The organism is Antarctobacter jejuensis, from assembly GCF_052266595.1.
Taxonomy (GTDB): Bacteria; Pseudomonadota; Alphaproteobacteria; order Rhodobacterales; family Rhodobacteraceae; genus Antarctobacter; species Antarctobacter jejuensis.
Map to the genome: position 1 here is coordinate 177,091 of NZ_JBQQXJ010000004.1, position 20,316 is coordinate 197,406.

At 64.3% G+C, this 20,316-nt stretch carries 21 protein-coding genes; 12 read left to right on the forward strand and 9 right to left on the reverse strand.

Translation table 11 applies throughout. The annotated features are described in order from the left end of the window. Positions 1–3 precede the first annotated feature (3 nt). Positions 4–2,028, forward strand: a complete 2,025-nt coding sequence (locus tag ACTXGA_RS07700) for an FAD-dependent oxidoreductase (protein ID WP_443392565.1) — start codon at positions 4–6, stop codon at positions 2,026–2,028. A 104-nt stretch (positions 2,029–2,132) separates the two neighbouring features. After that, positions 2,133–2,693: a type 1 glutamine amidotransferase domain-containing protein gene (locus tag ACTXGA_RS07705; RefSeq protein WP_443392566.1), complete on the forward strand. Its 561-nt coding sequence runs from the start codon at positions 2,133–2,135 to the stop codon at positions 2,691–2,693. 77 nt (positions 2,694–2,770) lie between these two features. Here the strand turns inward: ACTXGA_RS07705 and ACTXGA_RS07710 are convergent, their stop codons facing one another. Continuing rightward, positions 2,771–3,214, reverse strand: a complete 444-nt coding sequence (locus ACTXGA_RS07710) for a DUF4399 domain-containing protein (RefSeq protein ID WP_443392567.1) — start codon at positions 3,212–3,214, stop codon at positions 2,771–2,773. 205 nt (positions 3,215–3,419) lie between these two features. On the opposite strand from ACTXGA_RS07710, the gene ACTXGA_RS07715 reads away from it, so the two are divergent. Next, the gene (locus ACTXGA_RS07715) at positions 3,420–4,325 is read left to right on the forward strand and encodes a LysR family transcriptional regulator (protein WP_443392568.1); all 906 of its coding nucleotides are present in this window, start codon (positions 3,420–3,422) and stop codon (positions 4,323–4,325) included. 78 nt (positions 4,326–4,403) lie between these two features. Here the strand turns inward: ACTXGA_RS07715 and ACTXGA_RS07720 are convergent, their stop codons facing one another. From ACTXGA_RS07720 to ACTXGA_RS07735, 4 genes are all read right to left on the reverse strand, one after another. Further along, a complete protein-coding gene (locus ACTXGA_RS07720; RefSeq protein WP_443392569.1) occupies positions 4,404–5,357 on the reverse strand; it encodes an OmpA family protein in 954 nt (317 codons plus the stop codon). Further along, positions 5,329–5,898: a peroxidase-related enzyme gene (locus ACTXGA_RS07725; protein ID WP_443392570.1), complete on the reverse strand. Its 570-nt coding sequence runs from the start codon at positions 5,896–5,898 to the stop codon at positions 5,329–5,331. Before ACTXGA_RS07725 ends, ACTXGA_RS07720 begins: the two co-directional genes overlap by 29 nt. Beyond that, complete coding sequence (locus tag ACTXGA_RS07730; protein WP_443392571.1) at positions 5,895–6,659, reverse strand: GNAT family N-acetyltransferase; 765 nt, start codon at positions 6,657–6,659, stop codon at positions 5,895–5,897. The genes ACTXGA_RS07725 and ACTXGA_RS07730 overlap by 4 nt, the downstream gene beginning before the upstream one ends. 62 nt (positions 6,660–6,721) lie before the next feature. Continuing rightward, positions 6,722–7,456: a competence/damage-inducible protein A gene (locus ACTXGA_RS07735; RefSeq protein ID WP_443392572.1), complete on the reverse strand. Its 735-nt coding sequence runs from the start codon at positions 7,454–7,456 to the stop codon at positions 6,722–6,724. Between the two features lie 49 nt (positions 7,457–7,505). Between ACTXGA_RS07735 and sfsA the strand changes: the two genes are divergently transcribed. Beyond that, positions 7,506–8,213 carry a DNA/RNA nuclease SfsA gene (sfsA, locus tag ACTXGA_RS07740; protein WP_443392573.1) on the forward strand — a complete coding sequence of 236 codons (708 nt, stop codon included), beginning with the start codon at positions 7,506–7,508 and terminating at the stop codon, positions 8,211–8,213. A 147-nt stretch (positions 8,214–8,360) separates the two neighbouring features. On the opposite strand, the gene ACTXGA_RS07745 is transcribed toward sfsA, so the two are convergent. Further along, positions 8,361–9,281, reverse strand: coding sequence for a manganese-dependent inorganic pyrophosphatase (locus ACTXGA_RS07745; protein WP_443392574.1), 921 nt, complete (start codon positions 9,279–9,281; stop codon positions 8,361–8,363). Positions 9,282–9,645: 364 nt separating this feature from the next. Between ACTXGA_RS07745 and ACTXGA_RS07750 the strand changes: the two genes are divergently transcribed. Together ACTXGA_RS07750 and ACTXGA_RS07755 are read left to right on the forward strand one after the other, a co-directional pair. Next, positions 9,646–10,146: a transposase gene (locus ACTXGA_RS07750; protein ID WP_443392575.1), complete on the forward strand. Its 501-nt coding sequence runs from the start codon at positions 9,646–9,648 to the stop codon at positions 10,144–10,146. Between the two features lie 4 nt (positions 10,147–10,150). Then, positions 10,151–10,405, forward strand: a complete 255-nt coding sequence (locus ACTXGA_RS07755; protein WP_443392576.1) for a hypothetical protein — start codon at positions 10,151–10,153, stop codon at positions 10,403–10,405. A 64-nt stretch (positions 10,406–10,469) separates the two neighbouring features. On the opposite strand, the gene ACTXGA_RS07760 is transcribed toward ACTXGA_RS07755, so the two are convergent. Together ACTXGA_RS07760 and glyA are read right to left on the reverse strand one after the other, a co-directional pair. Further along, on the reverse strand, positions 10,470–10,856 hold the full coding sequence (locus ACTXGA_RS07760) for an ester cyclase (RefSeq protein WP_443392577.1): 387 nt from the start codon (positions 10,854–10,856) through the stop codon (positions 10,470–10,472). 181 nt (positions 10,857–11,037) lie between these two features. Beyond that, positions 11,038–12,333: a serine hydroxymethyltransferase gene (gene glyA, locus ACTXGA_RS07765; protein ID WP_443392578.1), complete on the reverse strand. Its 1,296-nt coding sequence runs from the start codon at positions 12,331–12,333 to the stop codon at positions 11,038–11,040. A gap of 172 nt (positions 12,334–12,505) precedes the next feature. On the opposite strand from glyA, the gene ACTXGA_RS07770 reads away from it, so the two are divergent. Both ACTXGA_RS07770 and ACTXGA_RS07775 read left to right on the forward strand, forming a co-directional pair. Further along, on the forward strand, positions 12,506–13,267 hold the full coding sequence (locus ACTXGA_RS07770) for an NAD kinase (RefSeq protein ID WP_443392579.1): 762 nt from the start codon (positions 12,506–12,508) through the stop codon (positions 13,265–13,267). Positions 13,268–13,495: 228 nt separating this feature from the next. After that, the gene (locus tag ACTXGA_RS07775; RefSeq protein WP_443392580.1) at positions 13,496–14,353 is read left to right on the forward strand and encodes a 2-keto-4-pentenoate hydratase; all 858 of its coding nucleotides are present in this window, start codon (positions 13,496–13,498) and stop codon (positions 14,351–14,353) included. Between the two features lie 49 nt (positions 14,354–14,402). Here the strand turns inward: ACTXGA_RS07775 and ACTXGA_RS07780 are convergent, their stop codons facing one another. Continuing rightward, positions 14,403–16,382, reverse strand: coding sequence for a bifunctional 2',3'-cyclic-nucleotide 2'-phosphodiesterase/3'-nucleotidase (locus tag ACTXGA_RS07780; protein ID WP_443392581.1), 1,980 nt, complete (start codon positions 16,380–16,382; stop codon positions 14,403–14,405). Between the two features lie 179 nt (positions 16,383–16,561). On the opposite strand from ACTXGA_RS07780, the gene nudC reads away from it, so the two are divergent. The 4 genes from nudC (at position 16,562) to ACTXGA_RS07800 (ending at position 20,316) form a co-directional block, all read left to right on the forward strand. Further along, complete coding sequence (gene nudC / locus ACTXGA_RS07785) at positions 16,562–17,527, forward strand: NAD(+) diphosphatase (protein WP_443392582.1); 966 nt, start codon at positions 16,562–16,564, stop codon at positions 17,525–17,527. Positions 17,528–17,580: 53 nt separating this feature from the next. Then, a complete protein-coding gene (locus tag ACTXGA_RS07790; protein WP_443392583.1) occupies positions 17,581–18,042 on the forward strand; it encodes an SRPBCC family protein in 462 nt (153 codons plus the stop codon). Between the two features lie 79 nt (positions 18,043–18,121). Next, positions 18,122–18,916: a DUF4198 domain-containing protein gene (locus ACTXGA_RS07795; RefSeq protein WP_443392584.1), complete on the forward strand. Its 795-nt coding sequence runs from the start codon at positions 18,122–18,124 to the stop codon at positions 18,914–18,916. Further along, on the forward strand, positions 18,913–20,316 hold the full coding sequence (locus tag ACTXGA_RS07800; protein ID WP_443392585.1) for an FAD-binding oxidoreductase: 1,404 nt from the start codon (positions 18,913–18,915) through the stop codon (positions 20,314–20,316). Before ACTXGA_RS07795 ends, ACTXGA_RS07800 begins: the two co-directional genes overlap by 4 nt.

Below are 20,316 nucleotides of genomic sequence, written 5' to 3' on the forward strand. Positions count from 1 at the left end.
ACCATGACAGATTATCCGCACATGCTGCGCCCGCTCGACCTTGGCTTTGCCACGCTGAAGAACCGCGTGCTGATGGGGTCGATGCACACCAATCTCGAAGAGCGTGGCGACTGGAACCGTGTGGCGGAATTCTACGCCACCCGGGCACGCGGCGATGTGGGGCTAATGGTGACGGGGGGCATGGCACCCAACCGCGAAGGCGGGGTGTTTCCGGGGGCTGCGGGGCTGTTCACGCCTCAGGATATCGCCAATCATCGCATGGTGACGGACCGGGTACACGCGGCGGGCGGCAAGATCGCGATGCAGATCCTGCACGCGGGACGTTATGCCTATGGTGCGGAATGTGTGGCGCCCTCTCCGGTCAAATCCCCGATCTCCCCCTTTCCGCCCAAGGAGTTGGACGAGGAAGGGATCGAAAAGCAGATCGCGGATATCGTCACCTCTGCCGTGCGGGCGCGTGAGGCGGGCTATGACGGGGTCGAAGTGATGGGGTCAGAGGGCTATTTCCTCAACCAGTTCCTTGTCACCCACACCAACAAGCGCACGGATCGTTGGGGCGGGTCGTATGAAAACCGGATGCGCCTGCCGGTCGAGGTGGTGCGCCGGGTCCGCGCCGCCGTGGGCGACGATTTCATCGTCATCTACCGGCTGTCGATGATCGACCTTGTGCCGAACGGGTCCACCTTTGAAGAGGTGGTGATGCTGGCGCAGGCCGTTGAAGAGGCGGGCGCAACAATCATCAACACCGGCATCGGCTGGCACGAGGCGCGCATTCCCACCATCGCCACTTCTGTGCCGCGCCGCGCATTTGCGTGGGTGACGAAAAAGCTGATGGGCAAGGTGGGCATTCCGCTGATCACCTCGAACCGTATCAACACCCCTGATGTGGCAGAGGCGGTGCTGGCCGAGGGTTGCGCCGATATGGTCAGCCTTGCGCGTCCCTTCCTTGCCGATCCCGATTTCGTGGCCAAGGCAGCGGGCGGCAAATCGCATCTGATCGCCCCCTGTATCGCCTGCAATCAGGCCTGTCTGGATCACACCTTTCAGGGCAAGGTGTCGAGTTGTTTGGTGAACCCCAAGGCGGGTTTCGAAACCGAGCTGGTCGTGGAAAAGACCGATGCGCCGCGCCGAGTCGCGGTGGTTGGCGCGGGGCCTGCGGGCCTGTCGGCGGCGATCACGGCTGCGGAACGCGGCCATTCCGTGGTGCTGTTCGACAAGGCCAACCAGATCGGCGGCCAGTTGAACATGGCGCGCATGGTGCCGGGCAAGGAAGAGTTTCACGGGCTGGTGGATTGGTTTGCCGCCATGGTCGAGGACGCGGGCGTAGAGCTGCGGCTGGGGACAGAGGCGACACCGGAGACGCTGGCAGATTTTGACGTGGTGATCGTGGCAACCGGCGTGCTGCCGCGCGATCCCCAGATCCCGGGACAGGATCATCCGTCCGTCACGGGCTATGTCGACGTGCTGCGAAACGGGGCTGAGGTGGGCAAGCGCGTGGCGGTGATTGGCGCGGGCGGCATCGGCTTTGACGTGTCCGAATTCCTTGTGACCGACGACAGCCCGACTGAAAGCCTGCCGGACTGGATGCGCGAATGGGGGGTGACCGACCCGGCAGAGGAGCGCGCGGGCCTAGCCCCCGAGGGGCCGCAGCCCGATGCGCCCCTAAGGGACATCATCCTGTTGCAGCGCAAGGCAGAGCGTCCCGGCAAGCGGCTGGGCAAGACCACAGGCTGGATCCATCGCGCGGCGCTGAAGATGAAAGGCGTCGAGATGCGCGGCGGCGTGAATTATGAGCGGATCGACGACGCGGGTCTGCATGTCAGCTATGGAGAGGCGCGCGAACGGCCCGAGGTGATTGCCTGCGACACCATCGTGTTGTGCGCAGGACAGGTCAGCGAACGGTCGCTGGCGGATGCGCTGATCGCCAAGGGTGTGGAAACCCATGTGATCGGCGGCGCGGACGTGGCGGCGGAACTGGATGCCAAGCGCGCAATCGATCAGGGAACGCGTCTCGCCGCCAGCCTGTAAGCCGGTCCGGGCGGTGGAACCCGCCCGGAAATCCGACGAGTTTTGGAACGGGCCTCCGCCCGGAACGTTGCCTTGCCAGACACAGCAACAAATGGAGGCTTTCCATGCCCGATATCGGCAACTCGAAGATCCTCATCATCTCGACCCACGGCTTTGAACAGTCAGAGCTGGAATTTCCCCGCGACCAGTTGCGCGCCAAGGGCGCAGAGGTCCATGTGGCCACGCTGGACGGCAAGGCCATCAAGGGCTGGGAAGGCAGCGATTGGGGCCGAGAGGCCGAGGCCGATCTCAAGATCGCCGACGCCGACCCCAACCAATATGACGCACTGGTCATTCCCGGCGGCCAGATCAACCCCGACCTGTTGCGGGTCGAGGAACCGGTCATCGCGCTGGTGCGCGCCTTTGCCAAGCAGGGCAAGGTGATCGCTGCGATCTGCCATGCGCCTTGGGTGCTGATCGAGGCGGATATCGTCGCTGGCCGCGAGATGACCGCCTATCCGTCCATCCGCACCGACCTCAAGAACGCGGGGGCGCGGGTGATGGATGAACCGGTGATCGCCGACAGCGGCATCGTGACCAGCCGCAACCCCGACGACCTGAAGGATTTCGTCTCCAAGATCGTCGAGGAAATCGAAGAAGGCCGCCACAACCAGAAAGCGGCCTGACCTTTCCGATCTTCAGAGATTACAGAAGGGGCGCGCCGTATCACCGGCGCGCCCCGTCCTGTTTCCGCTGCTTTCGATTATTCCGTCACGGTGATCGTGATGTGATCGGAAACGACCGGCGTCGCGTGCGGGACGTGGTTCATGTCGCCAAGAATCAGCTGCAGCGTGTGTTCGCCCGGCTCGAATCCCAGAACAACCTCTGTCTGCCCGCCGCCGAAATGGCGGTGATTGTCGTCAGCCGGAATGCCGTATTCGGCAATGTCGGCATCTTCGTCCCCCTCTCCGAAGGGCGGACGGTCGATCAGGATGTGATGGTGGCCGGTATTTTCCTTGTCAATCCCGGCCGGGGCCACGCCCATGCCCGACAGGCCGAACTGTACGGTGACAGGGCTGCTGACCGAATCCCCGTCCGCAATGTTGATGAAATAGAGCGACGCGCCCTCGGGTGCCGGGGTGTCGCCGGCCAGCGCTGCAAGCGGGGCAAGGGCGGTGAAAATGGCCAAGGCATAGGTTTTGAACATGACGGAATCTCCCGAATATGACGTGAAAGTTTGTTGTTGTTATGGGGGCAGGCTACACCTTGGCGCGCGCAAATGCAGCCCAATTGCGTTTCCATCACGCTGACAGCACCCACGATTACCCCTCAATTGTCGCCTCCGCGCCCAAGTTGCGCCCCAGTTCGAGGGGATACAGGCCTTCAAGTTGTAATGCGTAATGGAGACCCGAATGGATCGTCTGACCGAAATGGAGGCCTTTGCCACCGTCGTGGACCAAGGCGGATTCACCGACGCGGCGAAGAAGATGGGAATCTCCAAGTCGGCGGTGTCCAAACATGTGTCGAGCCTTGAGGCTCGGCTGGGTGCGCGGCTGCTGAACCGCACCACGCGCCGGGTGTCGCCCACGGAAATCGGGCTGGCCTACTATGATCGCGCGCGGCGTGTGCTGAACGACGCCGGAGAGGCGGACGCGCTGGTGACTTCGATGCAATCGGCGCCTTCGGGGCTGCTGCGCATCTCGGTGGCGACGGATTTCGGCGTCAATCACCTGAGCCCCGTATTGGGCGAGTTCCTGGCCGAGTTCCCGGACATCACGGTGAACATGGTGCTGAACAACCGCTACGTCGAACTGATTTCCGAAGGTTTCGACATGGCGATCCGGATCGGCGAGTTGGAAGATTCGACCCTGCGGGCGCGCAAACTGACCGAGACCACCAAGCGGATGATCGCGGCCCCGGCCTATTTCGAGAAATTCGGACGGCCCGCGCGGATCGACGACCTGAACGAGCACAAGCTGCTGCACTATTCCAACCAGTCCTCCGGCAATGTCTGGAAGCTGACCGCGCCCTCGGGCGAAAAGCGTCAGGTGCGTACGGCAGGCTGGCTGACGGTGAACGACGGGCAATCGCTGCTGAACGCCTGCATCGCCGGTCTGGGCATCGCCTATCTGCCCTCCTATCTCTATCACGAGGCGATGGAGGCCGGTCTGGTCGAGGATGCGATCCCCGATCTGCCGATGGAAACCCAAGGCATCTATGCGGTCTATCCGCCGGGTCGCTTTACCCAACCCAAGGTGCGGGCCTTCATCGACTTCCTTGTGCATGCATTTGCCGAAAAGGGGCCGCTGATCTGGTGACACCACCGGACGCAGCACCAAAGATCGAAAAGGGGCGGCATTGCCGCCTCTTGTCGTTTCGGGGTCTTTGTCAGCGGCTCATTCCGTGGAAATCAGCACCGCCTCGACCCGGCGATTGGCCTCTCGGCCCTCGGTGGTCAGGTTGGAGGCAACCGGTGACAGGTATCCGACACCCTGCGCGCCGATCTGGGCGCTGGGCGTGCGGTGCCGCTCCCGCAGGTAGGCGACAGCCGCCTGTGCCCGCCGGTTGGAGATGCTGCGGTTTGCATCCAGCGATCCGGTGGCATCTGTATGGCCGACAAACAGGATCTGGCGTTTCGGATTGGCGGCCAGATAGGCGGCGATACGGTCCAGCGACGCCACAGATCCACCGCCAAGCGAGGTGGAGCCCGGCTTGAACACAAGGTCGCGCAGAATGACATGGCCCTGCGTTTCGAGGGCGGCGATAAGGTCATCGGTATTCACGGAAGGCCGCGGAACAGCCGGTGCCGGCGCGGCGGCCCCACCGGGCGCGCTGATCTTGCCCGAGGCCGCGCCACCCGCGCGAATGATCTGCACATATCCCTGCCGCGAGTCGCGGCTGGTCAGGATCGATACCGCCCCGCCGTCTTCGGAAACGGCCGAAATGAAGTGAAAAGCGGTCAGGTCGACGAACATCTCCGGAGCAGGCAGGACCAGCGTGGCAAAACGGAAATCGAACCCGCCGCAGGCCCGCGCCCGGCAATCCAGCAGGATTTCGAACCCGTCGGCCACAAGCGCGTCGCGCAATGGCTTTGCCAGCTGGAAAGGAGAGGCGGCGTTATCCGGAATGTGCCAGGCCGCCACCTCGACCCGCCCTTCGACGCGGCGCACCGGCAGCTGCCCCCGCGCCCAGGCGCCGGTCGGCAAGGCATAGGCGCCCGGATCCTGCACGGTCGAGAAGCTCTGTCGCGCGCCTGCGGGCAGCGTCAGTTCAGCCGCGCCGACGTCAAAGGCCCACAGCGCCAGCAGAAGCCCGGAGAGGCTACCGCGCCAGCGCGTGGTATTCATCATTGGGCCGCATGTCGGTTGCGCTGGCCACGCGGTTCGTCATGTTGAAGAACCCCGCAACATTGGCGATGTCCCAGATGTCCCGGTCCGAAAAGCCCGCATCGCGCAGCGCCTCGCGGTCATATTCGGCAATCTCGGACGAGGCCTTGGTCATCTTCTCGGCAAAGCCCAGCATCGCTCGGTGGCGGTGGCTGAGATCGGCGACCCGCCAGTTCATCACCAGCATCTCACCCAGCTTGGGATCTTCGGACAACTGGCGCACCGCGGCGCCGTGCGCGGTGAGGCAATAAAAGCAGCGATTGACCGCGGACACCACGACAGCGATCATCTCGCGTTCCAGCTTGCTCAGCCTGCTGTCGGCCAGCATCAGGTCGTTGTACATCGCCGTGAAGGCGTTCAGCTTGTCGATGTCAAAGGCATAGGCGCGCAGCACGTTCGGCACCATGCCCAGCTTTTCCTGGCAGATGTCGAAATACTTTTGCGTGGCCTCGGGCAGCGGATCGGCCATGGGCAGGTTGAGCGCGGTGGGAAGGCTGTCTGTCACGTGTCCTCGCTATCGTCATCTGCATCGAGCGTCCGGTAATGGTAGTGCCCGACGACCTGCATCTTCAAGCCGGTATAAAGCGCGATCGCGGCGGCGTTTTCCGAGGTCGCCGCAAGGGCGATCTCCGTCGCGCCCTGCTGTTCCGCCCAAAGCGCGGCACAGCGCATCATCCAGCCGCCCAGCCCCTTTTGCCGGTGTTCGGGCAAGATTTCCAGCGCATGCACCATGGCGATACCGTCATGAATGGCGCAAAACCCGGCACCTGCCGGCCGATCTGACACCCGCCCGAACAGGCCCGTCTTGGGGCCCTTGACGCGGTTCATGACCCGCAGGCGCGCCGGTCCGATCCCGCCGTCGGCCCAGATCTCACGCATGATGGCCAGCGGCTCCCAGATGGCAAAGGCGGTGACGCGGGGCAGGCGCAGATCGGTCAACTCGCCAATCGGCGCCGACCATATCTGCACCGGATCGACCTTGCCATAGCCGCGTGCGGCAAGGGCCGTATCCAGCGCCCCGTCCTCCGGCCTGATCATGAACAGCGGCGTTTGTCCCATCAGGCGCATGGCACGTTCGGCCGCCGATAGGTCATCCTCGCGCCAGTCACCCGCGGCGGTGGCCGCCGAAACGCGCTTGCCGCCGCCGCGACCCTCGCGCAGCAGCCACGGCCCCGCCCGCACCTGCGCGGCGGCGGGCCACGTGGCGTCTATGGCGTCGAAGTACCGGGTCGGGTCGGCGGTCATTTCAGGGCCGGAATGCTGCATCACGCCCCTGTTATGGCCGTTGCCCCGCAGGCTGTCCATGCGGCAGGCGCGCGTAGGGCGCGTCAGTGCGCCATCGCCTCGGGGAAAAGCGCCGCCAGTTCCGAAATGGCGGCATCGATCTGGCTGCCATCAGTGCCCCGGATCACCACGTTTGCCCCAAAGACCCCGTTGCGCTGAAAGGGGTAGGAGCCGATCGACAGATCGGGAAACCGTGCGGCCACCTCGGCCAGCGGTCCGGCAATCTCACCCTCGCCGCGCTCGATCCGCAGGCTCTGCGACAAAAGCGGCTGACCGCCGGTCATATGGGGCAGGACGCTGCTGACCATGGCCTGAAAGACCGAAGGAACGCCCGCCATCACATGCACGTTCTCCAGCGTGAAACCGGGTGCGGCAGACACCGGGTTTTCGATCAGCGCGGCCCCGTCCGGAATGCGCGCCATGCGCAACCGCGCCTCGTTCAACTCGCTGCCGGTGCGGTCATAATGCTCCTGCAGGATGGCGCGGGCGTCGTCGCGGATGCTGATCGCCACGCCAAAGGCCTCGGCCACGCAGGGGGCGGTGATGTCGTCATGGGTCGGCCCGATGCCGCCCGAGGTGACGACATGATCGTAGGAACCCCGCAGGGCATTGATCGCCGCGATGATGGCCGCGCGGTCATCGCTGACGATACGCACCTCTCGCAGGTCGATCCCGTGCTTGGTGAATTCCTGCGCCAGGTAATGCATGTTGGAGTCTCGGGTCCGGCCGGACAGGATCTCGTCCCCGATGACCAGCATGGCGGCGGTTGGATTGGGCATGGCGCAGGCTCCTTGGCGTTGACGGCCCTGCACGGTATAGGCCCCCACCATGCGCTTTCAAACCCCTCTCGTCCCCGCCACCCTGATCCGCCGCTACAAGAGGTTCCTCGCCGACTGCCTGCTGGAGGACGGGCGCGAAGTGACGGCCCATGTGGCAAACCCCGGCTCCATGCTGGGGTTGAAGGACGAAGGCCAACGCATCTGGCTGGAACCGAACGACGATCCGAAGAAGAAGCTGAAGTGGGCCTGGCGGCTGGTGGAACACCCGGGCGGGCATTTCACCGGGGTGGACACCGGGGCCGCGAACCGGGTGCTGAAAACCGCCCTGATGGCCGGAGAGGTCGCAGGGCTGGATGGATATGACATCGTCCGGCCAGAGGTGAAATACGGCACCAACAGCCGGATCGATTTCCTTCTGACAGGCGCGGGTCGCGCGGATTGTTATGTCGAGGTGAAATCCGTCACCCTGTCGCGCCAATCTGGCCTTGCTGAATTTCCCGACAGCGTGACGGCGCGCGGCACGAAACATCTGACAGAACTGGCAGAGATGGCGGGGCAGGGGCACCGGGCGGTCATGCTCTACCTCGTTCAGCGGACCGATTGCAGCCGGGTCACATTGGCCACGGACATCGACCCCGCCTATGGCGACGGTTTCGAATGCGCCCGGGCCGCCGGTGTCGAGGCGATGGCCCTTGGCTGCCGGATCTCGCCAGAGGGTGTCACCCTCGACAGGCCGCTTCCTGTTTCTTTGGGCTGAAAAATACCTCGGGGGTTGCTCTTGTCGCGCCATTGGTCCGAGAGACAATGGCGACGGGGCAGCGTCCCCTCTCTATCAAAAAAAAACGGGGGCCAAGGGCCCCCGTGCAACTGGCTCATTCCCTTCAGCCCTGAAAGGGCCGACCCCTCAGACCTTGAGGTTCGGGATGATCTGCTTCTTGCGGCTCATGATGCCGGGCAGGACCACGGTGTCGCCGGTCACCGTCGCGCCAAAGCTCTTTTCGGCCACGCCCTTCACCAGGTCGTTCGGGACCAGCAGGGTGGCCTCTTCTTTCAGGATGTCCACGACGAACAGCAGGACCTCGTCCACGCCGTCTTCGGCCTGAACGGTCTTGTAGGTTTCCATCAGGCTGTCCTTGCGGCCCAGCGGGATTTCCGGCGCGGTGGTTTCCAGAACGGAGACGCGGAACTTGGTGCCGTCGACTTCGTATTCCTTGCTGTCCATGCGGATCAGTTCGGCGTCGGAGAAGGCCGAGACGTCGGACTTGGCGGCAAACATCTTGGCGGCGAAATCGCTGATATCCAGACCCAGCTCGGCGGCCAGCTTCTGGGCCACGTCCTTGTCATGCTGGGTGGTGGTGGGCGAGCGGAATTCCAGCGTGTCGGACAGGATGCAGGTCAGCGCCGCGCCCTTGATCGCCTCGGGCATCTTGGCGGCGTCGTCACCCATCAGGTCGACCATGATGGTCGCGGTGCAGGCGAGCGGGCGCACGGTGATGTCGATCGGGCCCTTGGTTTCCAGCCCGCCGACCAGCTTGTGGTGGTCGATGATGGCGCGGATGTCGGCGGAATTGATCGAGGCGGGCAGTTCGGCGGGGTTGTTGGTGTCGACGATTACGACAGGGGCGCCTTCGGCCACGTCCTGGATGATGCCGGGCTTTTCCAGCTTCCAGTGGTCCAGCATGAAGGCGGCCTCGGTGTTGGGTTCACCCAGCAGGCAGGGCTGCGCCGCCTCGCCCTTGATTTCGTTGAGGTACCAGGCCCAGATGATCGGGCTGCCGGTGCTGTCGGTGTCGGGCGATTTGTGGCCGAAAACCTGCGTGGTCATGAGAATCCTTCCGGGGTCGATGGTTGCCGAATTTTCGCGCCTCATAGCCCTGCCGGGCCGGTTTGTCACCCCGGCGGGCGGGGGTGCGACCTTGGGGACGGTTTGGGGCGGCCCTGGGGGTGTCCACGCGTGGACAGCTTAGGGGGAATGCAGAATCAAGGGGTTACAGGGACGAATTTACCGATCGTTAGGAAATCGGCGCGGAATGCGCGGGGTCGCGGCGGGCGCATAGCGGCGTTGCGTGCGCGAATCCGCAAGGGGCGGGGCCGCCCAAGAAAAGGATGTGTCCGCTAATCGTGTTGGTTCGCTTCGGTTTCGAGGACACAAGCCAAGCTCTTCCCCTGAAGACCACGGAGGGCACTCATTGCTACACCGCGATTTTCGCCGCTTTCTCGATGCCCTCGACGCGCTGAACCCGGCCCAGATCGAGGATGCCCGGACAAAGATCCGGGACCTCCGGAGAACGACGGAGGCGATTTCGGAGATCGAGGTACGGACAAACCAACAACGCAAGTGCCCGTTCTGCGGCGACGAGCGACGTCAGAAGTGGGTCTGCACACGGACCAAGATCCAGCGTTTCCGATGCGGAGGCTGCCAGAAGACCTATTCAGGCCGAACTGGGAGCGCCATCGGTCGCATCCATCGTCCTGACCTGCTCATGGTCGCGCTGAGGGACATGCTGGGCACCTCTGCGCCGCAGTCGGTGCGCAAGCTTGCGAAGCGGCCCGGGCTCAACAAGTACACGGTCTGGCGGTGGCGGATGCTGGTCTTCTCGATCATCGGCGAAGGTGCTGCGACGGCCTTCTCCGGAATCATCGAGGCGGATGAGACCTACCAACGGGAGTCCGGGAAGGGTTCTCGGTGATGCCGTGCTCTGCTCGGACGGGGTCAACGGCTATTCGAAGCTCGCAACGGCAAGCGGTATTGAGCACTTTGTGGTCGGCAGCAAGCCGGGCACACGTGTCGCCGCGGGCTGCTATCACATCCAGAACGTGAACTCGCTCCACGCCCAATACAACAAGTTCATCAAGCCCTTCTGCGGGCCGGCCACGAAGTACCTCAACGGCTACATTGGTTGGCTGGAGGTGCGGCTGGGAGGGGCGCTAACAGTCGACAAAATATGAACCTCATAGCGCAACTTCGATGCGGTCCGACGTCCGCTCCGAGCCCATACCGCACGGTAAAGCCTCAGATTTGTGAGGCCACGCTTGCCTTGTCGATTACAGACCAGACTCGCCGTATCACTCCCTGCTGGAATTCGTAGAAAACGTTCTCTTCGAAGCGAACTCTTTTTCCATCGACCGGTAGGCCGAAGAGCCGGCCTACCGGTGTGCAATCGAAGGCCAGCCGACTGGCGATCATCGGCGGGTCGCAGGCAAGAATGGCAATATTGAAAGAAAGATCGGGAATCGCACTAAAATCTTGGACGAGCATGTCACGGTAGCCGTCGAGCCCGATAGTGGTTCCATTGTACTCGACTTGGTCGGCAACATAGTGATGCAGCGCATTCCAATCCTGTCCATTCAAGCACGCGATATATTGCCGGTAGGACTCTACAATTTCGTCTCGCGTCATTGGTCCACCTCTAAGCTCGATCTCATTGACTTCTACGGGACCTCCTGCCCGAGCACCAGAATGTCCGCTCCGTCCGCATTGCCGACCAACACGCTTTGCGGACACCCCCAAAAAGAAAGCGGCGGACCGATGGGTCCGCCGCTGGTCGGCGGGGTAAACCCCGCCCTACGGTATGCCCGGATCAGAGGCCGGGGTAGATCGGGAACTGGGCGCAGAGCGCCTCGACCTCGGCGCGGACCTTGGCCTCGACCTCGGCGTTGCCCTCCTCACCATTGGCGGCAAGGCCATCGACGACCTCGATGATCCAGTCTGCGATCTGGCGGAACTCTGCCTCGCCGAAACCGCGCGTGGTGCCGGCGGGCGAGCCGAGGCGAATGCCGCTGGTCACGGTGGGCTTTTCCGGGTCGAAAGGCACGCCGTTCTTGTTGCAGGTGATATGCGCGCGGCCCAGCGCCTTTTCGGTGGCGTTGCCCTTGACGCCCTTGGGGCGCAGGTCAACCAGCACCACATGGGTGTCGGTGCCGTGGGTCACGGTGTCCAGACCGCCCTTGATCAACTGATCCGAGAGCGCCTGCGCGTTCTTGATGACGTTCTGCGCATAGGTCTTGAACTCGGGGCGCAGCGCCTCGCCAAAGGCCACGGCCTTGCCCGCGATGACATGCATCAGGGGGCCGCCCTGAATACCCGGGAAGATGGCCGAGTTGACCTTTTTGGCGATGGTCTCGTCATTGGTCAGGATCATGCCGCCGCGCGGACCGCGCAGGGTCTTGTGCGTGGTGGTGGTGGCCACATGCGCGTGCGGGAAGGGCGAGGGGTGTTCGCCTGCCGCGACCAGACCGGCAAAGTGGGCCATGTCCACGTGCAGGTAGGCGCCGACCATATCGGCGATCTCGCGCATCCGCTTGAAATCGATCTGGCGCGGGATGGCGGAGCCGCCCGCGATGATCAGCTTGGGCTGGTGCTCTTTCGCCAGCGCCTCGACCTGATCGTAGTCCAGCATGTTGTCCTGCTTGCGCACGCCGTACTGCACGGCGTTGAACCATTTGCCGGACTGGTTCGGCTTGGCTCCGTGGGTCAGGTGGCCACCGGCGTCGAGGCTCATGCCGAGGATGGTGTCGCCGGGCTGGATCAGCGCCTGATAGACACCCTGGTTGGCCTGAGAACCGGAGTTGGGCTGCACGTTGGCGTATTCGCAGCCGAAGAGCTGCTTGGCGCGTTCGATGGCGAGGTTTTCGGCCACGTCGACCCAGTCACAGCCGCCGTAGTAGCGCCGGCCCGGATAACCTTCGGCGTATTTGTTGGTCAGGACAGAGCCCTGTGCCTCCATCACGGCGCGGGAGACGATATTTTCCGAGGCGATCAGTTCGATCTCGTCGCGCTGGCGACCGAGTTCGCCGGTGATCGAGGCATAGAGTTCGGGATCGCGGGAGGAGAGCGACTCGGTAAAGAAACCGTCGTCGCGATGAGGGGCGTTCATGGCGCTGCTCCTTAGGATTCGATTTGGCGGTTTCGTATCGGAAACCGCCCGGGCGTCAAAGAACCTAAAGCGACGCAGTTGAGAATTCCAGCGGCATAGGGGCCGCAGCACTGGCCCTGAGAGGGAACATGTGCTTCCATCCGCCCCGAATGAAGACGACAGGAAACCCCCGATGACATTGAGGATCGCGTTTTGTGCGTCGCGTGCGCCGATTGCGCAGGCGGCCCGGGCCGGGCTGACGCGCCGCTATGGCGACCATGCAGAGCAGGGCGCGGACGTGATCGTGGCGCTGGGCGGGGACGGTTTCATGCTGCACACCCTGCACCGGACGCAGGAGCTGGAAGTGCCGGTCTATGGCATGAACCGGGGCACCGTGGGCTTTCTGATGAACGAATATTCGGAACACGGGCTGGTGGAGCGGTTGCAGGCGGCCGAGGAGGCGGTGATCAACCCGCTGGCGATGCGCGCGATCTGTGCCAAGGGGCATGAGCACCGGGCGCTGGCGATCAACGAGGTCTCCCTGCACCGCAGCGGGTCGCAGGCGGCGCGGTTGCGGATCAGCGTGGATGGCAAGGTGCGGATGACGGAACTGGTCTGCGACGGGGCGCTGGTGTCGACGCCCGCCGGATCGACGGCCTACAATTACTCGGCCCACGGGCCGATCCTGCCGATTGGCGCGGATGTGCTGGCGCTGACGCCGGTGGCCGCCTTTCGGCCCCGGCGCTGGCGCGGGGCCTTGCTGCCCAAGTCGGCGGAAGTGAGTTTCGAGGTGCTGGAACCCGAAAAGCGGCCCGTCATGGCAGAGGCGGACGGCGATGCGGTGCGCGACGTGGTGGCGGTGCATATCCGGTCCGAGCCGGAGGTGGTGCACCGGGTGCTGTTCGATCCGGGCCACGGGCTGGAAGAGCGGCTGATCCGCGAGCAGTTCGTCTGACGGACGGGGCGGGGTCGGACGCTGTTTGCCTTCGGCAACGGGGCTGCGCCCGTTCGGCCCTCCAACCGTCCCCCGGACGGTTGGTCCGGCAAGCCGGAATCGTGCCTCACCCACGCCCACCGTCCCTTGACCGCGCGTGGCGCGGTCAACGCTCTTGCCCGACTCAGGGGGGAATGCGCAGGCTGCTTTTGTCGGGCCTTTGCGGGGCCCTTTTGCCGGGAGGATTTCATGATCAATTTGAAGCGGAGTTTGCTTGTGGGCGGTCTGGCCTTGCTGCCGCTGTCGCAGGCGTGGGCGGAGTGCGCCACCGAGGCGGCCATCGAGGCCTTTGTTGCCGATCATCTGGCCAAGGTGCCGACCGTGGCGCTGGTGCCCGGGGGCACGATGGAGGATGCGCGCTGTACGCAGGACATGCTGGTCGAGGCGCTGTCCGCGCATCTGGGGCCGTTGGTGGGCTACAAGGCCGGGCTGACCAGCAAACCGGCGCAGGAACGCTTTGGCGTGACCGAGCCGGTGGGCGGGGTGCTGTACCGCGACATGCTGTTGGAAGACGGGGCCGAGGTGCCCGCGCAGTTCGGGGCGATCCCGTTGTTCGAGGCGGATCTGATCCTGGTCGTGGGCGATGACGCCATCAACGGCGCGACCACGGCGGAAGAGGCGATCGGTTTTATCTCTGGCGTGCGGCCGTTCATCGAACTGCCGGACCTGACCTTCAAGAAGGGAGAGCCGATCAACGGGGTGACGCTGACGGCGATTGGCGTGGCGCCGCGTCTGGGTGTGCTGGGGGCGGAGATCCCGGTGGACGACCCGGCGACGATGCTGGCCGCGCTGGCGGCGATGCAGGTCACGGTGCGCGCGGCGGATGGCACCGTGCTGGCAGAGGCGCCGGGGGCGGCGGTGCTGGGCAATCCGGTGAATTCCGTGCTGTGGCTGATGTCGGCGGGCTATCTGCTGAAGGCGGGCGACCTGATTTCGGTCGGCTCCATCGGGCCGCTGTTGCCGCCGGCCAAGGCCGGGGGCGGTGCGACGGTCAGCTATGTCGGGCTGCCGGGCGATCCGGAGGTGTCGGTGGTCTTTACCGAATGAGAAAAAGGGCCGCCCCGGGGCGGCCCTTTCCGGTTCCGGGGCCTTCGCCTCAGAGCTTGATGCGGAAGAGCGCGAAGCCATCCGCGCCGTCGCCTGCGTCCTCGATGGTCACGGCCTGAACGTCGTCGATGAAATCGCGGGCCTTGGGGCCGGTTTCGAAGACGACGGTGGTGCCTTCCATCGGCTTGAACTTCCAGTTGGCATCCGCCGCCGGGTTGATGGTGCCCTGTTCGACGATGTAGCGCACGATCACGTCGCGGTTGGTGTCGGGGGCCTCGAAGATGATGGTGTCGCCTTTGGCGCCTGGGAAGTCACCGCCGCCCGAAGCGCGGTAGTTGTTGGTGGCGATGATGAATTCCATGTCATCGGTCACCGGCTGGCCGTTGTATTGCAGATCGACGATGCGGTTGGCGTCGGGGTTTTCCGGCTCTCCCTTGGGGCCGTACCGGGACGGCTGGCTGAGGTCGATCTGGTAGGTGACGCCGTCGATCACGTCGAAGTTGTAGGACGGGAAGGCCGGGTTCAGCAGCGGTGCGTCCTGTGCGCCGGCATCGACCTGATTGAACATGCCGGCGGAGCGTTCCAGCCAGTCCTTGACCTGCGCGCCGGTCACTTTCACCGCGCGCACGGTGTTGGGATAGAGATACAGGTCGGCGACGTTCTTGATCGCCACCGCGCCGGGGGCGACATCGGTGTAATACTCTGGCCCGCCACGGCCACCAGCCTTGAACGGCGCGGCGGCGGAGAGGATGGGCAGGCCCTCATACTCGGTGCCCTGCATCATCTGTTCGATGTACCATTTCTGAGCGATGGACACGATCTGGACCGAGGGATCATCGGCCACCAGCGCAAAGTAGCTGTGCAGCGGGGCCGAGGTTTGCCCCACGGCGCGGCGGACATAGGCCAGCGTTTCGTCGTGGTCCTTTTGCGTGGCGTCGATCACCGGCTGATAATCCTCGACCAGCGCGGTGTAGCTGCGGTCCTCGTTGCGTTTTGAGATCGGGCGCGCCTCTGAGGTGGTGGAGACCACGCGCCATGTGTTGCCGTCACGTTCCAGAAGCAGGTCGATCAGACCCATGTGCGAGCCCCAGAACCCGCCCATGACGGCGGGTTTGCCGTGGATCGTGCCCGCATCCACGTCGACGCCCGCGTAATCCGCATAGGTGGGCGAGGGGAAGACAAGGTGCGAGTGGCCGGTCATGAGCGCGTCAATGCCCTCAACCTCGGCCAGCGGCACAGAAGCGTTTTCCATGCCGTCCACATGGTCGGCAGAGCCGATGCCCGAGTGCGACAGCGCGATGATGATTTCCGCGCCCTGTTCCAGCATTTCCGGCACGTAGGCGCGGGCGGTTTCGACGATGTCGCGCGCCTCTACGTTGCCTTCCAGATGCTTGCGGTCCCAGTTCATGACCTGCGGCGGGGTAAAGCCGATGATGCCGACCTTGATCGCGTGGCTTTCGCCTGCGCCGTCCGTCAGCATCCGGTCGAGGATGACATAGGGCTTGAACAGCGTTTCATCCTCACGCGGGGTCGCGCCTTTGGTCTTGGCGATGTTGGCCAGAACCACCGGGAAATCCGCGCCCGCCATGGATTTCATCAGGAAATCGAGGCCGTAGTTGAATTCATGGTTGCCGATGGTGGCGGCGTCGAAGCCGACGGTGTTCATGGCGGTCACGATGGGGTGCATGTCCCCCTCCTTCATGCCGCGCTCATAGGCGATGTAATCGCCCATCGGGTTGCCCTGCAGAAAGTCGCCGTTGTCGACCAGCAGCGAATTTGTCGCCTCGGCGCGGATACCGTCGATGATCGAAGCCGTGCGCGACAGGCCCACGGTGTCGCGCGGGCGGTCGGCGTAATAGTCATAGGGATGGACATGCACGTGGATGTCCGTCGTCTCCATGATGCGGAGATGCGCCTGATTGGTGGCTGCGCGGGCCGAATAGGGGTGAAGCGTAATCAAGGCGGTTCCGGCAGCGGTGCCAGCAAGGAACTGGCGCCGGTTGAGTGGAGTGTTTTTGTTTCTTGTCATGGTTTTTCTCGCCGGTCATGGGTTGGGGTGAAAATACAGGTGTTTTTGCACAGGGCTGTGACGCTCTTGCCGATGATACCACAACGTTAGGACAATTTTCATGATCGCGGAATGGGTTTGCATCCCCCGACAAGGCAAGAGAATGTCTGCCCGCGACAAGAAGGACAGGAGCGGCGCGGATGCGACATGCAGAGCAGGTGACTTTCGGGGGATCGGGGCTGGACCGCGCGGCGGAACTGCGCGGCGACATTCCGGCCCTTGCCGCGGCGATGCAGGACGCCCGGGCGCGGACGGTTCTGATCTGGCGCGGCAAGCCGCTGGTCAAGGGGGAGGGCGCGCTGGACCTGCTGCGGCTGCCACTGACCCATCCGCTGTTGGCAGAGGCGGGTGTGCCGCCGATCCTGCTGGGCCGCGAAGACGGGGCGGCGCTGTTCTGTCATGACATTTCCGGCTGGACTCCGCCGGATTTCGACGCCGAGGCGCAGGCGTCCTTTCTGGACCCCAGCGAATACAGCCACCCCGCCTGTCCCGAGGGGCGGTTTGCGGAACTGCGCCGGATCATGACCCGGCTGTCGGCGCGCGACGCCGAACTGGCGGCGACGGGCAAGGCGATGTTCGGCTGGCACGCCACGCACGGGTTCTGCGCGAAATGCGGCGCGGTCAGCGAGATGCATCAGGCGGGCTGGACCCGCATCTGCCCGGCCTGTGGCGCGCATCATTTCCCGCGCACCGACCCGGTGGTGATCATGCTGATCACGCGGGGCAACAAGTGCCTTCTGGGCCGGTCGCCCGGTTGGCCCGACGGGATGTATTCCTGCCTTGCCGGGTTTGTCGAACCGGGAGAGACCATAGAGGCGGCGGTGCGCCGCGAGGTCTTCGAAGAGGCCGGTGTGCGGGTGGGGCCGGTGCATTACCTGGCCAGCCAGCCCTGGGCCTTTCCATCGTCGCTGATGTTCGGCTGTCACGGTGTCGCCGAAACCGAGGACATCCGCATCGACCCCAACGAGCTGGAAGACGCCATCTGGGTCACGCGCGAAGAGGCGGCAGAGGCGTCGGCGGGCCTGCGCGAGGGGCTGATGCCCGCCAGAAAAGGTGCAATTGCACATTTCATGTTGCGCAACTGGATGGCGGACAGATTGGATTGAAGCCGATCTTGCGCTAAGGTTCCCGCAAACAACAACACGGCGAGATCGGGCACATGGAACTGAAGGCAAGCGAAGATATCGAGGCATCGCAGGATCAGGTCTTTGCGGCGCTGTCGGATTTCGACATGATCGAACGGCAGGCCCTGCGGCGCGGCGTCGATATCATGCGCATGGGCGAAGTCACCGGCGCGGGCATGGCGTGGCGGGCCAAGTTCACCTTTCGCGGCAAGAAACGTGAGGCCGAGGTGCGGCTTGTCACTTTTGACGCGCCCGACCGGATGACCTTTCACAGCGTGTCGGGTGGGTTGGAGACGGATCTTGAGATCGATGTGGTGGCGCTGTCGCGCAACCGGACGCGGATCAACATGGTGTCGGTCATGCATCCCAAGACCCTGTCGGCGCGGCTGTTGGTGCAGTCGCTGAAGCTGGCCAAGGGGGGCGTGGAAAAGCGGTTCCGCCGCAAGATGGCTGAACTGGCCACCGGGTTGGAAACGCGGCTGCGTGGCGTGGCCTGACCCCAAGCGGGGCGTTGCAGCGCGGGCGGGGAACGCTAGATTGCAGTCAGAGCATTTGCGCATCCGAAGGAACGCCCGCATGAAACACCTGATTGCCGCGCTGGCGCTGCTGGCGGCGCCCGTGCAGGCGCATGAATTCTGGATCGAACCGCAGGTCTTTGAGGTGCCGACAGGGGCGCCGGTTGTCGCGACGATCCATGTGGGGAGCGAGCTGAAGGGCGCGGCCTACAGCTATAACCCGCGCAACTTCACCCGCTTTGACATCGTTACTGACGCCGGGGTGCAGCCGGTCGAGGGGCGGCTTGGTGATCGTCCGGCACTGGACATGGTGCCGGAGGGGACGGGGCTGGCGACCATCGTGCATGTGACGCGCGATTACAGCCTGACCTATCGCGAGTGGGAAAAATTCACCAACTTCTGCGAGCACAAGGATTTCGAATGGGCCATCGACCGGCATCTGGAGCGCGGTCTGGGTCAGGAGATTGTGCATGAGCGCTATTCGCGTCACGCCAAGAGCCTTGTCGCGCTGGGTGACGGGGCGGGGGCGGACCGAGAGGTCGGCCTGCTGACCGAGATCGTGGCCGAGGCGAATCCCTACACCGATGACCTGTCGGACGGGTTTCCCGTGCGTGTGCTGTACGAAGGCGCACCGCGCGCCGATGTGCAGGTGGAACTGTTCGAAAAGACGCCCGAGGGCGATGTGGCGATCCGGCTTTACCGTACGGATGCCGAGGGGCGGGCCGTGGTCGAGGTGACGCCGGGCAATTTTTACCTCGTGGACAGCGTGGTGATGCGCGATCTCGACGTGGTCGAGGAAAAGGACCCGGCGTGGGAGAGCCTCTGGGCCTCTTTGACCTTTCAGGTGCCGGAATGAGCCTGATCGACGATCTGCGCGGGGTGCTGGGCGATGGTGACCTGCTGACCGGAGAGGACATGGGCGCGTGGTCGCGCGACTGGACCGGGCAGTATACGTGGGAGCCGCTTTGCGTGGTGCGGCCGCGATCCACGCAACAGGTCTCGGCGGTGTTGCGGCTGGCGAATGAGGCGCGGGTGCCGGTGGTGCCGGTGTCCGGCAACACCGGGTTGTCGGGCGGCAGCTATGGCGCGGGGGCGGTGATGCTCTCGCTGGACCGGATGAACGCCATTCAGGAACTGCGCGCGGGTGCGCGACTGGCCGTGGTCGAGGCCGGTGTGATCCTGAGCGACCTGCACGCGGCAGCAGAGGCGGAGGGGCTGAATTTCCCGATGACCTTCGGCGCCAAGGGATCGGCCCGGATCGGCGGGTTGCTGGCGATGAACGCGGGCGGGTCCAACGTGCTGCGCTATGGCAATACGCGCGATCTGGTGCTGGGGCTGGAGGCGGTGATGGCCGATGGGCGGGTCGTCGACCTGATGTCGGAACTGCACAAGAACAACACCGGCTATGACCTGCGGCACCTGCTGATCGGGTCTGAGGGGACGCTGGGCGTGATCACGCGGGCGGTGCTGAAACTGGTGCCGCAGCCGCGCGCCTTTGCCACCGCGATGGTGGCGGCAGAGTCCGTGGCTGGCGCGCTGGAGGTGCTGTACCAGTTGCAGGATGCCACCGGCGGCGCGGTCGAGGCCTTTGAATACATGCCGGGCGCTTATCTGCGGGCCTATCAGGAAATGCATCCCGGCACCCGCCCGCCCTTTGACCGCGAACATGCGGTCAACATCCTTGTCGAACTGGGCGCAACCGCGCCGCGCGATGTGACCCCGGGGCCGAACGGGGCGGTGCCGCTGGCCGAATATCTGGAAGAGGTGCTTGCCTCTATGATGGAGGAGGGCGCGGTTCTGGACGCCGTTGTGGCCCAGACCGGGGCACAACGCACCGGGATGTGGGCGCTGCGCGAGGCGGCAGCCGAACTGGCCTATGCCCGGCCGCATGTGCTGGTCAACGATGTCTCTGTGCCGTTGGACAAGGTTGGCATCTTTCTGGACCGGGCGGACAGTGTGCTTACGGGGATTGATCCCGGCGCGCGGACCTCTGTGGTGGCGCATCTGGGCGACGGGAACGTGCATTATACCGTGCAGTTGTGCGATCCCGGGGCAAAGGATGCGGTGATGGAAGCGGTCGAGGATGTGGTCCTGTCGCTGGGTGGCTCGTTCTCTGCCGAGCACGGCATCGGATTGAGCAAACGCCCGTCGATGGCGCGGCGCAAGGATGCGGTGGCCTTGGACATGATGCGCGCAATCAAGCAGGCGCTGGACCCGAACGGCATCCTGAACCCCGGCAAGGTCCTGCCGGACTGA